The sequence below is a fragment of the Bacillus sp. C-3-6 genome, from assembly GCF_054509685.1.
Window position 1 is genome coordinate 2060765 of the sequence record NZ_CM137247.1, and the last position, 18546, is coordinate 2079310.

At 33.5% G+C, this 18546-nt stretch carries 21 protein-coding genes and 1 pseudogene; 18 read left to right on the forward strand and 4 right to left on the reverse strand.

Annotation, left to right across the window (positions count from 1 at the left end):
• The first annotated feature begins 30 nt into the window (after window positions 1-30).
• Window positions 31-750 (forward strand): lysophospholipid acyltransferase family protein, encoded by a 720-nt coding sequence (locus tag ACW0JX_RS10660; RefSeq protein WP_000616582.1) that lies wholly within the window; start codon window positions 31-33, stop codon window positions 748-750.
• 41 nt (window positions 751-791) lie between these two features.
• Here ACW0JX_RS10660 and trhA read toward each other — a convergent pair whose 3' ends face one another.
• Window positions 792-1448 carry a PAQR family membrane homeostasis protein TrhA gene (gene trhA / locus ACW0JX_RS10665; protein WP_000136889.1) on the reverse strand — a complete coding sequence of 219 codons (657 nt, stop codon included), beginning with the start codon at window positions 1446-1448 and terminating at the stop codon, window positions 792-794.
• 213 nt (window positions 1449-1661) lie between these two features.
• On the opposite strand from trhA, the gene ACW0JX_RS10670 reads away from it, so the two are divergent.
• From ACW0JX_RS10670 to ACW0JX_RS10685, 4 genes are all read left to right on the forward strand, one after another.
• Window positions 1662-1847: a twin-arginine translocase TatA/TatE family subunit gene (locus ACW0JX_RS10670; RefSeq protein WP_000492442.1), complete on the forward strand. Its 186-nt coding sequence runs from the start codon at window positions 1662-1664 to the stop codon at window positions 1845-1847.
• A gap of 42 nt (window positions 1848-1889) precedes the next feature.
• Window positions 1890-2630 carry a twin-arginine translocase subunit TatC gene (gene tatC / locus ACW0JX_RS10675; protein ID WP_000390119.1) on the forward strand — a complete coding sequence of 247 codons (741 nt, stop codon included), beginning with the start codon at window positions 1890-1892 and terminating at the stop codon, window positions 2628-2630.
• A 329-nt stretch (window positions 2631-2959) separates the two neighbouring features.
• Window positions 2960-3211 carry a DUF2535 family protein gene (locus tag ACW0JX_RS10680; RefSeq protein ID WP_000629012.1) on the forward strand — a complete coding sequence of 84 codons (252 nt, stop codon included), beginning with the start codon at window positions 2960-2962 and terminating at the stop codon, window positions 3209-3211.
• A 152-nt stretch (window positions 3212-3363) separates the two neighbouring features.
• Entirely contained in the window at window positions 3364-4206 is an 843-nt protein-coding gene (locus ACW0JX_RS10685; protein ID WP_069356630.1) for a DegV family protein, read from the forward strand.
• Window positions 4207-4536: 330 nt separating this feature from the next.
• Here the strand turns inward: ACW0JX_RS10685 and ACW0JX_RS10690 are convergent, their stop codons facing one another.
• Entirely contained in the window at window positions 4537-5511 is a 975-nt protein-coding gene (locus tag ACW0JX_RS10690) for an MBL fold metallo-hydrolase (protein WP_144465453.1), read from the reverse strand.
• Between the two features lie 335 nt (window positions 5512-5846).
• Here ACW0JX_RS10690 and ACW0JX_RS10695 point away from each other — a divergent pair, with 335 nt between their 5' ends.
• Window positions 5847-6434, forward strand: coding sequence for an SCO family protein (locus tag ACW0JX_RS10695; RefSeq protein WP_000833332.1), 588 nt, complete (start codon window positions 5847-5849; stop codon window positions 6432-6434).
• A 34-nt stretch (window positions 6435-6468) separates the two neighbouring features.
• On the opposite strand, the gene ACW0JX_RS10700 is transcribed toward ACW0JX_RS10695, so the two are convergent.
• Window positions 6469-6930 carry an Hsp20/alpha crystallin family protein gene (locus ACW0JX_RS10700; RefSeq protein WP_001288086.1) on the reverse strand — a complete coding sequence of 154 codons (462 nt, stop codon included), beginning with the start codon at window positions 6928-6930 and terminating at the stop codon, window positions 6469-6471.
• Between the two features lie 217 nt (window positions 6931-7147).
• Here ACW0JX_RS10700 and asnB point away from each other — a divergent pair, with 217 nt between their 5' ends.
• The 10 genes from asnB to ACW0JX_RS10750 all read left to right on the forward strand — a co-directional run bounded on the left by asnB (window position 7148) and on the right by ACW0JX_RS10750 (window position 15656).
• Window positions 7148-9049: an asparagine synthase (glutamine-hydrolyzing) gene (gene asnB / locus ACW0JX_RS10705; protein ID WP_000333826.1), complete on the forward strand. Its 1902-nt coding sequence runs from the start codon at window positions 7148-7150 to the stop codon at window positions 9047-9049.
• 93 nt (window positions 9050-9142) lie between these two features.
• Window positions 9143-9502: a GNAT family N-acetyltransferase gene (locus ACW0JX_RS10710; RefSeq protein WP_089170912.1), complete on the forward strand. Its 360-nt coding sequence runs from the start codon at window positions 9143-9145 to the stop codon at window positions 9500-9502.
• 51 nt (window positions 9503-9553) lie between these two features.
• A complete protein-coding gene (locus ACW0JX_RS10715; protein ID WP_000200465.1) occupies window positions 9554-9883 on the forward strand; it encodes a hypothetical protein in 330 nt (109 codons plus the stop codon).
• A 102-nt stretch (window positions 9884-9985) separates the two neighbouring features.
• Window positions 9986-10972 carry an N-acetylmuramoyl-L-alanine amidase gene (locus ACW0JX_RS10720; RefSeq protein ID WP_459245660.1) on the forward strand — a complete coding sequence of 329 codons (987 nt, stop codon included), beginning with the start codon at window positions 9986-9988 and terminating at the stop codon, window positions 10970-10972.
• Between the two features lie 239 nt (window positions 10973-11211).
• On the forward strand, window positions 11212-12174 hold the full coding sequence (locus tag ACW0JX_RS10725) for an ABC transporter substrate-binding protein (protein WP_053564604.1): 963 nt from the start codon (window positions 11212-11214) through the stop codon (window positions 12172-12174).
• 126 nt (window positions 12175-12300) lie between these two features.
• Entirely contained in the window at window positions 12301-13176 is an 876-nt protein-coding gene (gene dat / locus ACW0JX_RS10730; protein ID WP_144465454.1) for a D-amino-acid transaminase, read from the forward strand.
• Window positions 13177-13274: 98 nt separating this feature from the next.
• Window positions 13275-13922: a nitroreductase family protein gene (locus tag ACW0JX_RS10735; RefSeq protein ID WP_053564602.1), complete on the forward strand. Its 648-nt coding sequence runs from the start codon at window positions 13275-13277 to the stop codon at window positions 13920-13922.
• A gap of 261 nt (window positions 13923-14183) precedes the next feature.
• Window positions 14184-14672: a putative periplasmic lipoprotein gene (locus ACW0JX_RS10740; RefSeq protein WP_000713495.1), complete on the forward strand. Its 489-nt coding sequence runs from the start codon at window positions 14184-14186 to the stop codon at window positions 14670-14672.
• Between the two features lie 66 nt (window positions 14673-14738).
• Entirely contained in the window at window positions 14739-14993 is a 255-nt protein-coding gene (locus tag ACW0JX_RS10745; RefSeq protein WP_095690985.1) for a hypothetical protein, read from the forward strand.
• 114 nt (window positions 14994-15107) lie between these two features.
• The gene (locus ACW0JX_RS10750; RefSeq protein ID WP_000816771.1) at window positions 15108-15656 is read left to right on the forward strand and encodes a cysteine hydrolase family protein; all 549 of its coding nucleotides are present in this window, start codon (window positions 15108-15110) and stop codon (window positions 15654-15656) included.
• A 34-nt stretch (window positions 15657-15690) separates the two neighbouring features.
• On the opposite strand, the pseudogene ACW0JX_RS10755 reads toward ACW0JX_RS10750, so the two are convergent.
• Window positions 15691-16139, reverse strand: a pseudogene (locus ACW0JX_RS10755) (NUDIX hydrolase).
• Window positions 16140-16370: 231 nt separating this feature from the next.
• Here ACW0JX_RS10755 and ACW0JX_RS10760 point away from each other — a divergent pair.
• Window positions 16371-17264 carry a mechanosensitive ion channel family protein gene (locus ACW0JX_RS10760; protein ID WP_095690984.1) on the forward strand — a complete coding sequence of 298 codons (894 nt, stop codon included), beginning with the start codon at window positions 16371-16373 and terminating at the stop codon, window positions 17262-17264.
• Window positions 17265-17422: 158 nt separating this feature from the next.
• Window positions 17423-18541 carry a two-component system sensor histidine kinase CasK gene (casK, locus tag ACW0JX_RS10765; RefSeq protein WP_001008460.1) on the forward strand — a complete coding sequence of 373 codons (1119 nt, stop codon included), beginning with the start codon at window positions 17423-17425 and terminating at the stop codon, window positions 18539-18541.
• The last annotated feature ends 5 nt before the right edge of the window (window positions 18542-18546 follow it).

The following is an 18546-nucleotide window of genomic DNA, read 5'->3' on the forward strand; positions in this document are numbered from 1 at the left end:
GGTCGGAATGATAATAGGTGGGGGTTCTGTATGATTCAAACGTTTTTTAAAATCTTTTATTTAATTTTAATTGTAATTGCGATTACACCGAGAATGTGGCGTCTTAAAAGACAAGTAAATACGATGGCGCCAAAAGAAAAAGATAATGCTGTGTACAAAACGACAAATTGGTTTGGTAAGAAAATGGTACGTGTAGCTGGAGGGACAGTAGAAGTGAAAGGGCTTGAAAATGTTCCGAAAGACAAGCCGGTACTAGTTGTAAGTAATCACCAAAGTAATATGGATATCCCTGTTTTACTAGGTTACTTAAATAAACCAATTGGATTCGTGTCAAAAGCAGAGATTAAAAAGTTCCCAGTTGTACCAACTTGGATGGAACTTATGAATTGTGTATTTATGGATCGTAGCGATCGTCGTCAATCTCTTAAAGCAATTAAAGATGGAATCGAACTATTAAAGAATGGACATTCTATCGTAATTTTCCCAGAAGGAACGAGAAGTAAAGGTGGCGAAGTTGGAGAGTTTAAGGCTGGTAGTTTCCATCTTGCAGTAAAATCAGGTGTAGCAATTTTACCTGTAACGTTAGATGGTACATATAAGATGTTTGAAGCGAATGGAAATCGTATGAAGTCAGCTCATGCAACAGTAACAATTTCTAAGCCGATTACACCTGAAGAGTATGCGAATATGGATATTAAAGAATTAACGAAGCATACACAGGAAGTTATCGCATCACAATTACATAAGTAATAAAAAAGGTTTCAGCTTATAGTAAGCTGAAACCTTTTTTATTATGCTGTAGGTAAGACGTAAAAGAGTACACAGAAGAACATCATCGCACTACCACCTAAAACGAACAGGTGCCATATGGCATGGTTGAAAGGTAGCTTTTCCCAAAGGAAGAATATAGCTCCGACAGAATATAAAATTCCACCTGCTAAAAGTAGTGAAAAACCATGTCCAGTTAGATTTTCATAAAGTGGTTTAATGGCAACGATTATGAGCCAGCCCATAATGATGTAACATAAAGTTGATGCCTTTATAAAGCGACGTACAAAGAAGATTTTGAAGACGATACCTCCGATTGCAAGTGTCCAAATTATAGCAAGCAACGTCCATCCTAATGGGCCACGAAGTGTAATAAGTAGAAAAGGAGTATACGTGCCAGCAATCAATAAGTAAATGGCTGAATGATCTAAAATAGTAAATATTTTTTCTACTTTAGGATGATGGATGCTATGTAGCAATGTTGAAAACAAGTACAGTAAGAACATGCTTACACCATAAACAGTAAATGCGACTACAGCTGATGCGGTACCGTGCTTAGAAGCATGAATAATCAATATGATTAAGGCAGGGATGCTTAAAATGGCACCGATACCATGTGTAATTGCATTTGCAATTTCTTCTTTTACAAATTGGGTCATTCGTGTCATTTTTTCAGTCATAATGCAAATCCTTTCTACTATCATAAAATAATATGTCATTTCCCTTACCATATCATACACAAGAGCAATAGAAAATGAAATTTGTATAATTGATTATATTTTTGAATTTTTTTGACAAAAGGCAATGGATTTGTTGACGTTTTCAAACTTTTTTGACAAAATAAAATTATGTAATAGTAGGACAAGGAAACTACTAATAAAGGGGATGGGGAAATGTTTTCAAATATTGGCTTTCCAGGGTTAATTTTAATTTTAGTAGCAGTACTCATTTTATTTGGACCTAAAAAATTGCCGGAAATCGGGAAGGCTTTAGGGGAAACGTTAAAAGAGTTTAAAAAATCAACGAAAGAATTGACAGATGACGCATTTCAAGAAAAGGAAAAGAAAGAAAAACTGTAATGTATTTTCCTTTTAATGGAAAAATAAAGTGTGGTGAACGAGATGGAAGATCGGGAAATGAGCGTAGTAGAACATATTGTTGAACTTCGAAAAAGAGTAATATATACAGTGTTATCCTTTGTACTATTTTTAATTATTGGATTTACTTTTACAAAGGATATTTATTTTTGGCTTGTAAAAGATTTACCAATGAAATTAACTGTTCTCGGTCCAAGTGATGTATTGTGGATTTTTTTCTCGATTGCTACAGTATTTGCTATCGTTTGTACAATTCCTTTTGCTGCTATACAAATTTGGTTATTTGTAAAACCGGGTTTACATCCAAATGAACAAAAGATGACAATAATGTATATACCGGTATTGTCTATATTATTTATCGCAGGTTTATGTTTTGGATACTTTATTGTAATGCCGTTTCTATTTCACTTTTTAACTACGATAGGTAATGAAATGTTTAATACGATGTTTACGACAGAAAAGTATTTTCATTTTGTACTTAATTTAACAGTTCCATTTGCTGTGATTTTTGAATTGCCAGTCGTTGTAATGTTTTTAACTAGTATTGGAATACTTACGGCGGAATTTTTAATAAAAATAAGAAGGTATGCTTACGTAGCATTAATTATCATTGCATCTTGTATATCACCGCCTGACTTTTTATCTCATAGTTTAGTTGCGGTGCCGCTTATTTGTATTTATGAAGTAAGTATTGCTTTATCAAAGGTTGTAAGTAAGAGGAAAAAGAAAAGAGAAGAAATGCAGTCGAAAAGTGCCTCGTTATAAAGGCACTTTTTTATTTATTTGTTATACTATAGCTATAAACGTATACAATATATAGAAGAAAAAAATTATAGAATCTCTAAAATTTAGACAAACTTTGCGCTTTTATAAGCTTATACTAAATGTATTAAACAATTGATGGATAATGAGATTCCCGTCTCAGAGATATTTAGGACGGGAAGATGGATTAGGTGGAGATGAATAGAGTATAAATCTTCTAGCCATAAGGACTACAGAAATCATATAAGTCTGATTTTACTCCACTTTAAACAACGTCTTACAGCGCAAAGTAGAGGAAGTTCAAAAATCCAATGAAAAAGAGGATTGATATTGTGATTACGAAAAGTTTTTATTTCACTCATTCAACAGGGGATTGTATTAAAATATTCGAAATCCCTGTCCTACAGGCACAGCATCCATTATCGTTTCTAATTCAGTCTCGTCTTCAATTATTTATTGCAAAAATTCAAAAACAAAAACATCCAAGATTTTCATATTCTTTCCGTGAATATTTACAAAATTGTTTGAAGTGGAATGATTATTTAAATGTATATAAAACAAATACTCTTGAAAAAAATGCATGATATAGAGTAGAGACAGGGTTAGGAGCTCTGTCTTTTTCATTTTAGATATAAAAATATAATTAATTTGATGAAATTTCGTTCCAAATTGTTGAAAGCAGTGGGAATACTAGTATAATAACAAGGAGAGCGTATTGGAAAGGGAAGAATATAATATGCAAAAAATTAAAATTGTAACAGATTCAACGGCAGATTTATCACAAGAGGTAATCGAGAAGTATGACATTCATGTTCTACCATTATCAATCTCTGTAAATGGACAAACATATTTAGATCGCGTTGATCTACAACCAGATGAATTTATTGAAGAAATGATTAAATCAGAGGAACTACCAAAAACATCACAACCTGCAATGGGTACATTTGTAGAAATGTACGACAAGTTAGGTGAAGATGGAAGTGAAGTACTTTCCATTCATATGACAAGTGGAATGAGTGGTACTGTAGCAACTGCAAATAGTGCTGCATCAATGACCGATACAAAAGTAACAGTTGTTGATTCTCAATTTATTACACATGCTTTAGCATATCAAGTGATTGAAGCTGCAAAAATGGCAAATGAAGGACGCTCACTAGAAGAAATTTTAAAACGTGTAGATGAAGTAAGAAAGAATACTCGTTTATATGTAGTAGTAGATACATTAGAAAACTTAGTGAAGGGTGGACGTATCGGTAAAGGAAAGGCGTTTATCGGTTCGCTGCTTAATATAAAGCCAATTGCTAGTCTTGAAGATGGTGTTTATAATCCTGTAACGAAAGTTCGTAGCCAAGGCCAAATTGTAAAAACATTAGCTAAGTTATTTGAGCAAGATACAGCTGGAAAAGTTGTAAAGGCTGTTGCAATTCCGCATGCGAAAGCAATTCCTTTAGCTGAAAGTATGAAAGTGGCGGTTGAAAAAGTGAGTGGGTTTGCTCAATCAGAAATTTTCTATACAACGCCTATAATTAGTACTCATACAGGTCCAGGTGCAATCGGATTTATGTATTTAGCAGAGTAATAAAAAAGCTACTTGAAAATATATTTCAAGTAGCTTTTTTATGTAAATAGAAAGTAAGAAATAAGCAGAGCTATACAGGCACTACCGCTAATGATATAGCGAGTCTGTAAATATTCATTCATAGATAACACCCTTTATCCTGCTATTTGCGGACAGTAAAACTCCCACCTCAAAATTTAGCTGGAGCAAAGAGGTTAGGTGGCGGGCTGTCCGTAAAAGCCCGATTGGTGAAGGTTAATAATCAGTGGGGATAAAGAAACTCCCACTGATTAAAGTTTCATTATAGGATTTTCTATATTATATGTTGGATATAGAAAATCAGTCGTTACGTTACACATGTAAAGTTTCAATTTTTTCATTTACTTGCTTATCATTTGTTGCGTTACTATAAATAAAAGTTTGGCCTAAAAAGAGTACATGCAGTTGTTCCCATGGTAACATGCGCAAATTCCAATTATTTCGAAGTCTAGTTATTGCTTCACGAGGTGTTTCATCGGCGAGTGCAAAAGCTCCGTAATGCATCGGTATAAAATGCGTAGCGTTTAAATCTAAATAAGCTTGCACAGCTTCTTCAGGTGAAACATGAGATACTTTCATAAACCATTCTGGTTCATAAGCGCCAATGGGCATAAGAGCAATATCAATTAAAAAGCGTTCACCAATTTCTTTGAAACCTTGGAAATAGCCACTGTCGCCACAAAAATATATGGTTTCCATAGTCGTTTCATTATCAATAATCCATCCGCCCCAGTGAGACGTATTCATATCAAATAAGAATCTTCTCGTCCAGTGTTGAGCAGGTACGAAGTGAAAAGAAACTTCATTAATTATCGTACTTTCCCACCATTTATACTCTTCTACATGTTTAAATTTCTTACGAGTAAATAATTTTTTTAATCCAATAGGTACAAGATATAGAACATCATCATTCAACTGACGAAGAGTTGAAAAATCTAAATGATCATAATGACCATGTGAAATAAGGACAATATCAATTTTAGGTAGTGCTTCTATACAAAGTCCAGGTTCTGTAAGTCTTGGAACTAGCTTTAATTTATTGGCCCATACTGGATCTGTTAATATATTAAGTCCATTCGTTTGGATAAGAAAAGTAGAATGCCCAATCCACGTGATAGTCGTTTTTTTTACATTACTTTGCAAAAATGCACTTTGTTTAACGGGTGATTGTTCTACTAAGAAAGAAAAATCCTTTTTGTTTTGCTTTCGTTCTTTACGCCAGCGTAAAAAAGAGCGAATTGATTTTTTTGTACTAACATTATCCATATTTTCATAGCGCTTTGCCATGAACATCACCTCATTTACAATCGTTGTATTTGTATTGTACCGAAATGTTGTTAAGGAATACAGTGTAAAACATGGATTAATGTTTAAGGAATTGTTAAAAAATAGGGAGAGATATTTACAAAAGTAACAATAAAATTAGTTTTATCAATTCTATTTATAGAAATAATAGTAAAAAAATATATTTTGTCTAGTAATTCGCTTGAAATAAAGAAGTAACATACGTAAATTCGTACGATTTCGTGAACAAATGTAGTAAACAATTTTCTCGTAGTGTTAACTTTTGTTATTATAAACATAACCTATTTAAATTTAGGATAGAGAAAAGAGGTTTATAAATGAAGCGTTATCAAAAAATAATTGGTCTTATGGTTGTATTTTGTCTCTTTGTACTTGCTGGATGTAGTGAATCAGGTTCAAAGCTTCGTAAACCATTAAATTGGGATTTAGAAACTTTCCAATTTACAAATCAAGATGGAAAGCAATTTGGTACAAAAGATTTAAAAGGGAAAGTTTGGGTTGCAGATTTTATGTTCACAAATTGTCAAACAGTTTGTCCACCAATGACTGCAAATATGGCCAAGCTGCAAAAGATGGCAAAAGAAGAGAAGATAGATGTTCAGTTTGTTTCATTTAGTGTAGATCCAGACCTTGATAAACCAGAAAATCTGAAAGCTTTTATTCAAAAGTTTACAGAGGATACTAGTAACTGGAATTTATTAACGGGATATTCGTTAGAAGATATCACGAAGTTTTCAAAAGATAATTTCCAATCACTTGTAGATAAGCCGGAGAATGGTCAGGTCATGCATGGTACATCATTTTATTTAATTGATCAAAACGGAAAAGTAATGAAAAAGTATAGTGGCATTAGTAATACGCCATACGAAGACATTATACGTGATATGAAGCGATTAGTGGATTAAAAATAAGGGTGCATAGCACCCTTATTTTTTTGCATTAGTCTATGGATAAAATGTCATGTTGTTGGGGAAGTTTCGGCGCCCGAATTTCTAATACGCCGTTTTGATAAGAAGCTTTTGCTGCTTTTTTATTAATTGAATACGGCAACTTAATCAATCTTGATGCTTCTGAAATGGAACGTTCCCGGCGATAATAGTTATGGGATGTTTCTTCTTCTTCTTCGAGTATCTCTTCTTTTACAGAGACTTTTAAGTATTCACTTTGTATTTCAATTTGAATTTGCTCTTTTTGTATACCTGGTAGTTCAGCTGTAACAACGAGTTCTTCACCAACTTCATATAAATCTACAGGGAATGTTAATAAACGGTTTCCTTTTTGGAAAAAATGATTTAAATCAGCGATTACATTGCGAAGAGGTGTTTGCTCGAAGAAATCATCAATTTGCTTTAAGTAATTACGAACCGGTGGGCGAGAAGAATCTTTTTTTTCTTCACTCATGGTATTCCCTCCTAGAAATCAATTTGCAATATCATATGACAAAAGCGGAGAAAGGTGAGTGCCTAGTTTTCATGTTTTCATAAAAAATTGTTAAAAATGTGAAATGGAGTGATTTTTTTATAGTTTTTGGTCGCCATATTCAGTTGATTATGCTAGTATAAATAGGGTTGATATAGTAGTATAGAAACAGAATGAAAACCGAAAGAGGGTAAGAAGTATGTGTGGTTTTGTAGGATGTTTATGTGAAAACCCTAGAGAGTTTTCAGAAACAGAAAAACATCAATTTGAAAATATGAACACGATGATTTTCCACCGTGGTCCAGATGACGAAGGATATTTTCGTGATGAACATGTACAATTTGGCTTCCGCCGTTTAAGTATCATTGACTTAGAGGCAGGACATCAGCCGCTAACTTATGAAAATGATCGATATGTAATTATTTTTAATGGTGAAATTTACAACTATGTAGAATTACGTGAAATGTTACTTGAAAAAGGTGCAACGTTTGCAACACAATCTGATACAGAAGTTATCATTGCATTGTATGCACATATGAAAGAAAAATGTGTAGACTATCTTCGTGGTATGTTTGCATTTATGATTTGGGATCGTGAAGAGAAGAAACTTTTCGGTGCACGTGACCACTTCGGTATTAAACCTTTATACGTCGCACAACAAGGTGATACTACATTCTTCGCATCTGAGAAGAAAAGTATTATGCATGTGATGGAAGATAAAGGAGTTAATCCAACGTCACTACAACATTACTTTACGTACCAATATGGTCCAGAGCCAGAAACATTAACAATTGATGTTAATAAAATCGAGCCTGGTCATTATTTCGTAAAAGAAATCGGTAAAGAGATGGAGATCCATCGCTACTGGAAACCTTATTTCAATGCTTCAAGCGCAACGAAAGAGGAGCATATCCAAGCAATTCGTGATGTGTTATACGATTCAGTAAAAGTGCATATGCGCAGTGATGTACCAGTAGGTTCATTCTTATCTGGTGGTATCGATTCATCTATTATCGCTTCTATCGCAAGAGAAATGAATCCAAATCTTTTAACATTCTCTATTGGTTTTGAACAACGTGGTTTCAGTGAAGTTGATGTTGCCAAAGAAACTGCTGAGAAATTAGGCGTTAAAAACCATAACGTATTCATTTCAGCGAAAGAGTTTATGGATGAGTTCCCAAAAATCATTTGGCATATGGATGATCCTTTAGCAGATCCAGCAGCTGTACCATTGTACTTCGTTGCAAAAGAAGCACGTAAGCATGTAACAGTTGTTCTTTCAGGTGAAGGTGCAGACGAGCTATTTGGTGGTTATAACATTTATCGTGAGCCAAACTCACTAAAAATGTTCTCTTACATTCCTAGCCCAGGTAAGAGCGTTCTAAAAGCATTAAGTGGTGCTCTTAAAGAAGGATTTAAAGGTAAGAGCTTCCTAGAGCGTGGATGTACGCCAATTGAAGAGCGTTACTATGGAAACGCGAAAATCTTCCGTGAAGAAGAGAAAGTTGAATTAATGAAGTATTACAATGAAAGTGTTAACTATATGGATATCACGAAACCATTGTATAACGAGATTAAAGATTATGATGATGTAAGCAAAATGCAGTACATTGACATGTTCACATGGTTACGTGGTGACATTTTATTAAAAGCTGATAAAATGACAATGGCAAACTCATTAGAACTTCGTGTACCGTTCTTAGATAAAGAAGTATTCGATGTTGCATCTAAAATTCCAACTGAATTTAAGATTGCTAACGGAACTACGAAAGCTATTTTACGTGAAGCAGCACGCGGAATCGTTCCAGATCACGTATTAGATCGTAAAAAACTTGGATTCCCAGTACCAATTCGTCACTGGTTAAAAGACGAAATGCATGATTGGGCTATCAATATTATAAACGAGAGTAAAACAGAGCATTTAATCGACAAACAGTATGTATTAAACTTACTGGAAGCACATTGTGCAGATAAAGGCGATTATAGCCGTAAAATTTGGACTGTCCTTGCGTTTATGGTATGGCACCAAATTTATGTTGAGCATAAATACGATACGAATAAGTTCCATGAAGAAACAAAACGTGCGTATAGCTTAGTTTAATTAAAAAAACCTTAAGATCGCATACGGTCTTAAGGTTTTTTTCATAAATAGGAAGTATTATTGATACAATAATAGTAAAAGGATGGACAACATATGATTACGTTTGAGAAAGTTAATGTAGAAAATGAAAGCGTTGTTAAAGAAATGTTTAAATCGCATAGTTTAGGTGAGAAAAAGGTACAGTACTGTGTGAAAGTTGATGATACATATATTGGTGTAATAGATTATAGTGTTCAAGAGGAACGAGCTGTTTTATCACAGCTAATTATTCATTTTGATTACCAAGGTTACGGTTATGGTGCAAATACGTATTTTACATTTGAAGAAATGATGAAACAAAGAAATGTGAAAGAAATAAAAGTGCTACAAGAGGAATTAACAGAAAAGGCGAAGTCTTTCATAGAGAGTTTTGGTTTTACTTTAGAAGATGAAGAGTATGTAAAGAAAATATAACGATGATTACTTATGCGATAAAATAAATATAAGGCAGGTGGATGTATGACGATGACTTCTGGTCTTGTATTAATTGGAGGGTGCTTTATAGTAGCAGAATTATGTCATATACTCATTCGGAAAAGAATGAGTAAGAAAAAAAAGCCGTATGAATTACAATATGTCCCTGTCTTTTTCATTATGTTTTGTATGCTTAGTACATTACAAAATCTAATGAACTTTCCACCACTTGTGAATGTTTTTTTAAAGTTCGGTTTACTTTATAGTGGTGCTGGAATAACACTTTTATTTATTTTATTTTGCATACGTTATGTTCACTATCAATCGTATATATTTATTTTAAATTGGTTAAAGCAAGATGATAGAAAACGCCTTACATAAGGCGTTTTTTTTATTTGTAATTGTAACAGAACTTGTACATTTCACATAAAATAGGACGAGTAGCAATGCAAACATATTACAAGAAAGGGGCGGGGCAATAAAATGAAACTTGTTATAGACGCAGGGCACGGTGGATATGATTCTGGTGCTGTTGGTAATGGTTTAGTAGAAAAAAACTTAACACTTCAAATTTCTAGACGCGTTCGAGACATTTTAACGGTAAATTACCCAATTACAATTAAAATGACACGTGATAGTGATGTGTTTATTTCTTTATCGGAACGTGCTAATATTGCCAATGCTTTTGGTGCGGATTATTTTATTTCATTTCATATTAATAGCGGCGGGGGTACAGGTTTTGAAAGCTATATTTATAATGCGTTATCCAACAGCAGCACTGCATATGCAAAGCAACAAAAGATGCATACAGCAGTAAATCCTGTATTAACAAAATACGGTCTTCGTGATCGAGGAGCAAAAAAAGAAAATTATGCGGTATTAAGAGAAACCGCAATGGATGCAATTTTAACTGAGACTGCCTTTATTGATACAACGTTTGATGCAAATTTATTAAAAAATCCACAATTTATTGAAGATCTAAGTCAAGCGTATGCGAATGGAATAGCGGCTATTTTTGGAGTAGCTCCAAATCCACAACCTCCTAACCCACAACCGACACCTCAAACGAAGGGAATCGCTTATATCCTTGGGAAAAATGTAAATTTAAGAAATGGTCCATCAACTTCTTCCTCAGTTATTCGTCAATTAAATTCTCCAGAATCTTACGTTGTTTATCAGGAAAGTAACGGATGGTTAGATTTGGGGAATGGACAATGGGTGTATAATGATCCTTCTTACATTAATTTTGTAAAGACAAGTAATAGTGATGGAAGTCCGATTGGGGTTGCATATATACAAGGGATGAATGTAAATTTAAGAAGTGGTCCATCAACTACATCTGCAGTTATCCGCCAATTAAATTCTCCAGAATCTTATTTAGTATATATAAATGAAAATGGTTGGTTAAACCTTGGTGGAAAGCAGTGGGTATATAATGATCCATCGTATATTAAGTATACTCAATATTAGCAATTAAAATGATAATGCAATATGGATGCGTATCTTTGTTATGTATAACAAGGGTACGCATTTTAATAACAACATTTATTTTCATACTTATGCACTATGTTTTAAAAAGAAACATTAGAAAAGCGGATAGAATCTAAATAGTATATATTAAAAAAGTTTTCTGATATACATTGACAATGTATGTAGGATACATTAATCTTTAATTGTTAATGATAATCGATTTCATCTAGGGAGGACATATGATACATACTAAAAAACTAATTATGTTCTGCATTATGATACTCATGGTTGTAATTGCAGGATGTAGTAAAGAAGAGAAAAAGGAAAATGATATATCAGCGAAAGCAAAAGATTCATATACGGTAAAGCATGCAATGGGCGAAACGACAGTAAATGGTACACCTAAAAAAGTTGTTGTTTTAACAAATGAAGGTGCAGAGGCTCTTCTAGCTGTGGGCGTAACGCCAGTGGGGACTACAAAACCACGTGCTGGTGATGAATGGTATCCTCATGTAGCGAAAGAGTTAAAAAATACGGAAGTTGTAGGAACTGAACGTGATATTAATTTAGAGGCTGTAATGAAGCTTAAGCCAGATTTAATTATCGGAAATAAAATGCGTCACGAAAAAATATATGATCAGCTAAAAGAAATCGCACCAACTGTTTATGCAGAAACATTACGCGGTGATTGGAAAGAAAACTTTACGCTTTATACAAAAGCTGTAAATAGAGAAAAAGAAGGGCAAAAAGCTCTTGATGATTATAAAAAACGTATTGAAGGAATGAAAGAGAAGTTAGGAGATAAATTGAATTCTAAAGTTTCTATTATTCGTTTCGTGCCAGGTGATGTTCGTATTTATCAAAAAAACTCATTCTCGGGAGTTGTTTTAAATGATATTGGATTTAAACGACCACCATTACAAGATAAAGATGATTTTGCGATAAAAGGAATTACAAAAGAGCAAATTCCAAATATGGACGGAGACTACTTATTCTATTTCACGTCTGATAAAGATGCAGATAAGAATAATGAAGGAAATTCGTTAGCAAAGGAATGGACAGAAGATCCACTCTTTAAGCAACTACAGGCTTCTAAAAATAATAAAGTATTCCAAGTAGATGAGGTAATCTGGAATACAGCAGGCGGTATTAAAGCTGCGAACCTTATGTTAGATGATATTGAAAAATATTTCCTTAAATAAATGATAAAATACATCACTTTTACGAAGTGATGTATTTTTTATTTGTGAAAATACAGAAAATTCCTTCTTTCGGGGTGACATAAGTTGTACAATAAAATCAATCATGTGATAAAGGAGTGGGGAAGAATGAAAGCTACTCATAAAGATTGGATCTTGTTTAATGGGAGAATGATTAATACGAAGGAAGAACAGCCGATGGTCGCATTAGAAGAGCGCGGTTTCCAATTTGGTGATGGTATTTATGAAGTATTTAGACTATACGATGGCAAGCCTCATTTATTAGATTTACATTTAGAACGATTCTTTAACTCTATGGCAGAAATAAAAATAATTCCACCATTTACGAAGGAAGAATTAGTAGAAGAGTTATATCAAATGATTGAAAAAAATCAATTTCAAGAAGATGGAAATGTATATTTACAAATATCAAGAGGTGCACAACCGCGCAATCATGTATATGAATCAGATTTACAACCGACATATTTTGCAAATCTTGTTTCGTTCCCAAGACCAGTTGCTTCAATGGAAGCAGGGATTAAGGTAACAGTAGAAGAGGACATCAGGTGGAAGTTTTGCCATATAAAATCTTTAAATTTGCTTCCTAATATCATGATCAAAAACAAAATAAATGAACAAGGGTATCAAGAAGCAATATTAGTACGAGGTGGTATTGTGACTGAAGGATGTCATTCCAATTTCTTTATTGTGAAAAATAATAAGTTAATTACACATCCAGCGGATCATTTCATTTTACATGGTATTACACGTCACTACGTGATTACATTAGCGACAGAGTTACATATCGAAGTAGAAGAACGAGAGTTTTCATTACAAGAAGTATATGAAGCTGATGAGTGCTTCTTTACAGCGACGCCACTTGAAATATTCCCAGTCGTTCAAATTGGTGATGAACAGTTTGGAGCTGGTGAAAGAGGACCAATTACGAAAAAATTACAAGCTGCATATGAAGAGAGTATTCGTTTGTTTAAAGTGACAAATTAATCATGAAGAAAAAAGCTGGTATTCTTCCGGCTTTTTTTCATGATATAATTCAAGCATAGGACAAGTTTTGAAAACGCTGTAAAAAGGGGATTTAATATATGAATTATGAAGATTTTAAAGAAGTAATTCACGGAAGACGAAGTGTTAGAAAGTTTACAGATCAAGAAGTATCTACTAATGATATAAAAGAAATAATTGATTGTGCGCGTTACGCACCGAGTGATACGAATTCGCAAACGTGGGAATTCTTAGTTATCATGAATCGAGAGAAGATCAAAGAAATTGAACAAATGACATGGGATGCATTACATAAACTTGCGGCAAAAGCAGCAGAAAATGGAGAAGAGAAAGCAGGGAAATTACTTACACGTTCTTTCGGACCATATGCAACAGCTTTCTCTGAGGCACCAGTATTAATCGTATGTTTGGCAACACCATATGAATCAAAGTTCCGTGAAAAGATATTTGATCCAATTGCTTTTGTTCCAGATTCAGTTTGGGAAGAAGAAGGGATTAAGAGTAGCTGTTTAGCGGCACAAAACTTAATGTTAGCTGCACATGCAAAGGGACTTGGTACTTGTCCAATGACAGGGCCAGTATTGCTAGCTCAAGATGAACTGCGCCAATATTTACAAATTGAGCCTGAAAAACAAATAAATATGGTTATTTCACTCGGATTTCCGAAAGATAAGCCAAAAAAACTTCCAAGAAAAGAAGTAGAAGAAATCACAACATTTGTTTTTTAAAGTGCTACATAGAAAAGACATTGGACATATCAATGTCTTTTTATTTTTGAGCGGGTATTATATCGATTTGTTGGGCTAAAATGATAAATAAGAAGGAATTACTATTTATTTCATAAAAAAATTAATGTTCTATTAAGGAAAGTATGATACATTAATCGTGAGCAAGCTTCTATATGTTCATAAAAGTTTTAAAAGTTGTCTTAAAATTTAAAAGTTATTTTTGTATAATAAATTATAATCAAATGACAGGGGGGATGAATTTTGAAAAAATTCATAATCACTGGATTGTCTGTATTGTTATTAGTAGGTTGCGGTGCTCCACAGGAAAAAGAGGACGCGCAATCAAAACAGGAAGAACAAGTTGTAAACGCAAGTGATGAGAATATGGTTGTATTTCCTGAAGGTGCAATGTCAATTGGAGAAGGGAAAGTAAAAGTTATTACTCCAGATGGTACTTCTGAAAATGGCAATATACCGACTGTATTCATTAAAAAGGATACTTTAATTCAGCAAGTTGAATTAGAACTTTCTAATTTTCAAAGTGATAAAGAAACCTTCATATTTGTAGATCAAATGTATACAGATAGACATCAAGTAACTAGTACAACGCAGACAACAGTACAATTAAAAGAAAAGACGCTTGAAACAGGTAGTCATACGATTACTGCAGTTCAGTATGAAAACAATGACCCGAAAGGAAAGGTTATTAGTTTTAATCAAGCAACATTTGAGACAAAGCCTGCGTCTTAATAAGAATAAAAAGTACATTACTCAAAAAAGTAGTGTGCTTTTTTATTTGGACTAGAGTGTGCAAGAGTGAATAACTTGTTTCGTTTTCTAATACGATTAAATAGGAAGAAATCACTTGTTACTACTATGACAGAGAAAGAGGTTGAAGATGTGAATCGGTGTATTCGTATCGTCTTAATTAGTATGATGATGGCAGTATTTTGGTTTACGATACAAGAGGTGATTCAAGTTACGCTCAATTATCAAATTCATGACTTATTAATAGGACCTATTTGTGTTACCATTGTTTATCTATTATATGATAAACTCGGACTAAGGTAAGTTTCAGAAGAAAAATGTAGGTATTTCATTTGAAATGTCGAATAGTACATACGATGTCGTAATAACAAATTTTCTATTGTTTACTGTGAAACAGGAGAAGGAGAGATAGTAGTTATGAAACGAGCTCTTATTAATATTGATTATACATATGATTTTGTAGCGGAAAAAGGTGCTTTAACTTGCGGAAAACCAGGTCAAGAAATTGAGAAGGAAATTGTACATATAACGACGCAATATATTGAAAATGGAGATTACGTTGTCTTTGCGATTGATAAACATGAAAAAAATGATGTATATCATCCAGAATCAAAATTATTCCCACCCCATAATATAGCTGGTACAAGTGGAAGAGATTTGTTTGGGGAATTACAAGATGTATACGAAACATATAAAAATGCTGAAAATGTATATTACATGGATAAAACACGATATAGTGCATTTGCAGGAACCGACTTAGAAATGAAGTTAAGAGAAAGAGGAATAGAAGAAGTTCATCTTGTAGGTGTTTGTACTGATATTTGTGTTCTTCACACAGCAGTAGACGCTTATAATAAAGGATTTAAAATTGTTGTTTATGAAAAGGCAGTTGCATCTTTTAATGCGCAAGGACATGAATTTGCACTTGGACATTTTAAATCTTGTTTACATGCAGAAGTGAAATGAAAAGGAGGCCTTTAAAAAGGTCTCTTTTTTGCGTTTAAACTGAGACGACATTTTGCTCAATTAATTTTTTTATGAATGGGCTAATATTTTGTGGTAGCTCATTTAAATTAAAAAATTGTACATGTAATGATTCGACTTCATCAGCTTTTAGCAAGCCACCTGTAATATCTTTGCAAAGGTAAGCGATTGTTATAGGGAAAATTCATCTCCGTTCGGTAATTTCACAAAACATTCTTTACCTGAAAACACAGTTGCTAGCTGAAGTGTACCAATTTCGATTCCGGTTTCTTCAAGTACTTCTCGTCTTCCAGCTGCTTCTATAGATTCACCAAGTTCTACAAAACCTCCTGGAACGCCCCACATGCCATTTCACCTTTGTTGTAGTAGTATTTGTCCTTGTTCATTGAAAACAGCTACCGCAACGCCTGCTAAATTAAGCGGTCTTGATCCAACAACTTCTCTTAGTTCTTCGATATATCCCATTGCTTGTAACCCTCGTAAGTAATAATATTTTCAAATGAACTATTCGATATTATGTAAATATTTTCCTTTTATTAGGATGGGGTGTGTAGTCTTAAAGTGAAGTCATAAAAAAATTCAATTGCTAGCTCCCTTTAGGTTATGAAAAGGGGTATATTTATAGAAGAATGTCTAATGAATTTTAAAAATATAGCAGCTTTGTATAGAATTTTTATTAGTTAAGGAAGTGGATGGATGAGTTTATTAACGTATACTGAAGAATTTTTTAATTATGTAAGGGAGTTTTTACTTTTAAGATTTTTACTATTTGCTTTAGTTTTAATCATTATTTCGTTTGTAATAAACCGTATTATTGATTGGTTTTTTAGGAAATCAAGCTTTTTTGATGAAGAGGTAGAGCAGACGATTCAAAGTGTAATTCGATCTATTTTTAGATATATCATTATCATCAGTCTTATCATATATTTAATTAGCCAATTTGTAGATATAAAAAGTATTATTGCAGGTGCAGGGATAGCTGGAGTTGTCATCGGTTTTGCAGCACAACAGATGCTAAAAGATGTTATATTAGGCTTTGCAAGATTAGCGGACAAAGAGTTTCGAGTTGGTGATTTTGTAACTTTTAACGGAACAAATTCAGGAACTATTGAAGAGATTAGTATTCGTTTTATGCAAATACGTGAATGGTCAGGAAAACTACTTACCATCCCGCACGGAGAGATTAGAACGATACAAAATTTTAATAAAGGATGGATGCGTGTAATTGAACGCATCACGGTAAGTTATCAGGAAGATCCAACAAGAGTGAAGGAATTGTTAGAAGAAGTATGTGTTATATGCAATGAAAAATTGGATCAAACTCTTTATAGAGTAGAGGATGACGCTGTTGAACCATTTAAATACGTCGGTGTTACAGACTTAAATCCTAACTTGAAATATGTTGGCTATGAATTTTGTATTACAGGTTTAATAAAGCCAGAAGATTATTTTGAAACTTCTAGACAAGTAAGATTTGAATTAATGTCTATGTTTCATAAGAATCAAGTGCAAATGCCAGCAGCGAATATGGTTGTTACTACTGAAATTTTACAGCATATCCATGGTGGAAAATCTTTATCGGACAGCTAAAGTAGAATCGTTTGTTAACAAAAATTCTGATTCCAACATTGGATAGAATAACAATAATAAAATGATTGATATAAAGAAAGGGCTGAAGGGATTCGGTTCTTTTTTTATTTATAGAATTTAGAAATTTCTTAATGTTATAATTGTAGTTGGTGATGAGAATGAACTTTGAAGAAAAAGAGATGCATCGTTTAGAAGCATTAAAAGAAATTGCTGAATTATTAAATGAAGCAACAAACTTACAGGATATGTTAGAAAAAGTGTTGCATACATTGTTACAAGTAATGAATTTACAAACAGGGTGGATATTCTTTATTGATGAAAGTGGAAAGCATAGCATGCTTGTAGACGAAAATTTACCAGAGGCTCTTACGTGGCAAGAGAAGAAGCCGATGTGTGAAGGAAACTGTTGGTGTGTAGAACGGTTTGTGAATGGGAGATTAGAAAAAGCGACTAATATTATTGAATGTAAGCGAATAGAAGATGCAATTGAATGTAATTGGGGAGAGACAGAAGATGTTACACATCATGCGACAATTCCGCTTAGGTCTGGATCAGAAAAATTTGGTCTACTAAATGTGGCTGCGCCTCATAAGACTCATTTTTCAGAGGAAGAGTTAGCATTATTAGAATCAATTGCATTTCAAATTGGAACGACAATACAACGTATTCAGTTAGTTGAGAAAGAACGTAAATATGTAGTGGTAGCGGAAAGAAATCGACTTGCACGTGATTTACATGATTCAGTAAAACAATTGTTATTTTCTATTATGCTAACAGCGAAAGGTACTCTGAATATGACGCAAGATAGAGAATTGCAAGAGATGTTAAGTTATATTGGAGAATTATCACAAGAAGCATTACAAGAGATGACTCTATTAATTTGGCAATTAAGACCTGAAGGATTAGAGAAAGGGTTAGCAGAAGCAATTCAAAATTACGGGAAGTTATTAGGAGTTCAAGTGGAAGTTCGAATTGATGGGATGGTTTCAATTGGGGATGAAATAGAAGAAGTTTTATGGCGTATTAGCCAAGAGGCGCTACATAATTGTAAAAAGCATGCTTCGTGTGAAAAGGTACATGTTCTTTTGAAAATAGAAAATAACCAGTTACATTTTTACATAGAAGATAATGGAATAGGATTTATACAAGAGCAAGTAAGGGAGTCAGCACTTGGCCTGAAAAGTATGAAGGAACGTATTCAGTTAATGAAGGGGTCGTTTCAAATTATAACAGAGCTGAGAAAGGGTACAAAAATAGAAATTCAATTGCCGATTTGAAGGGG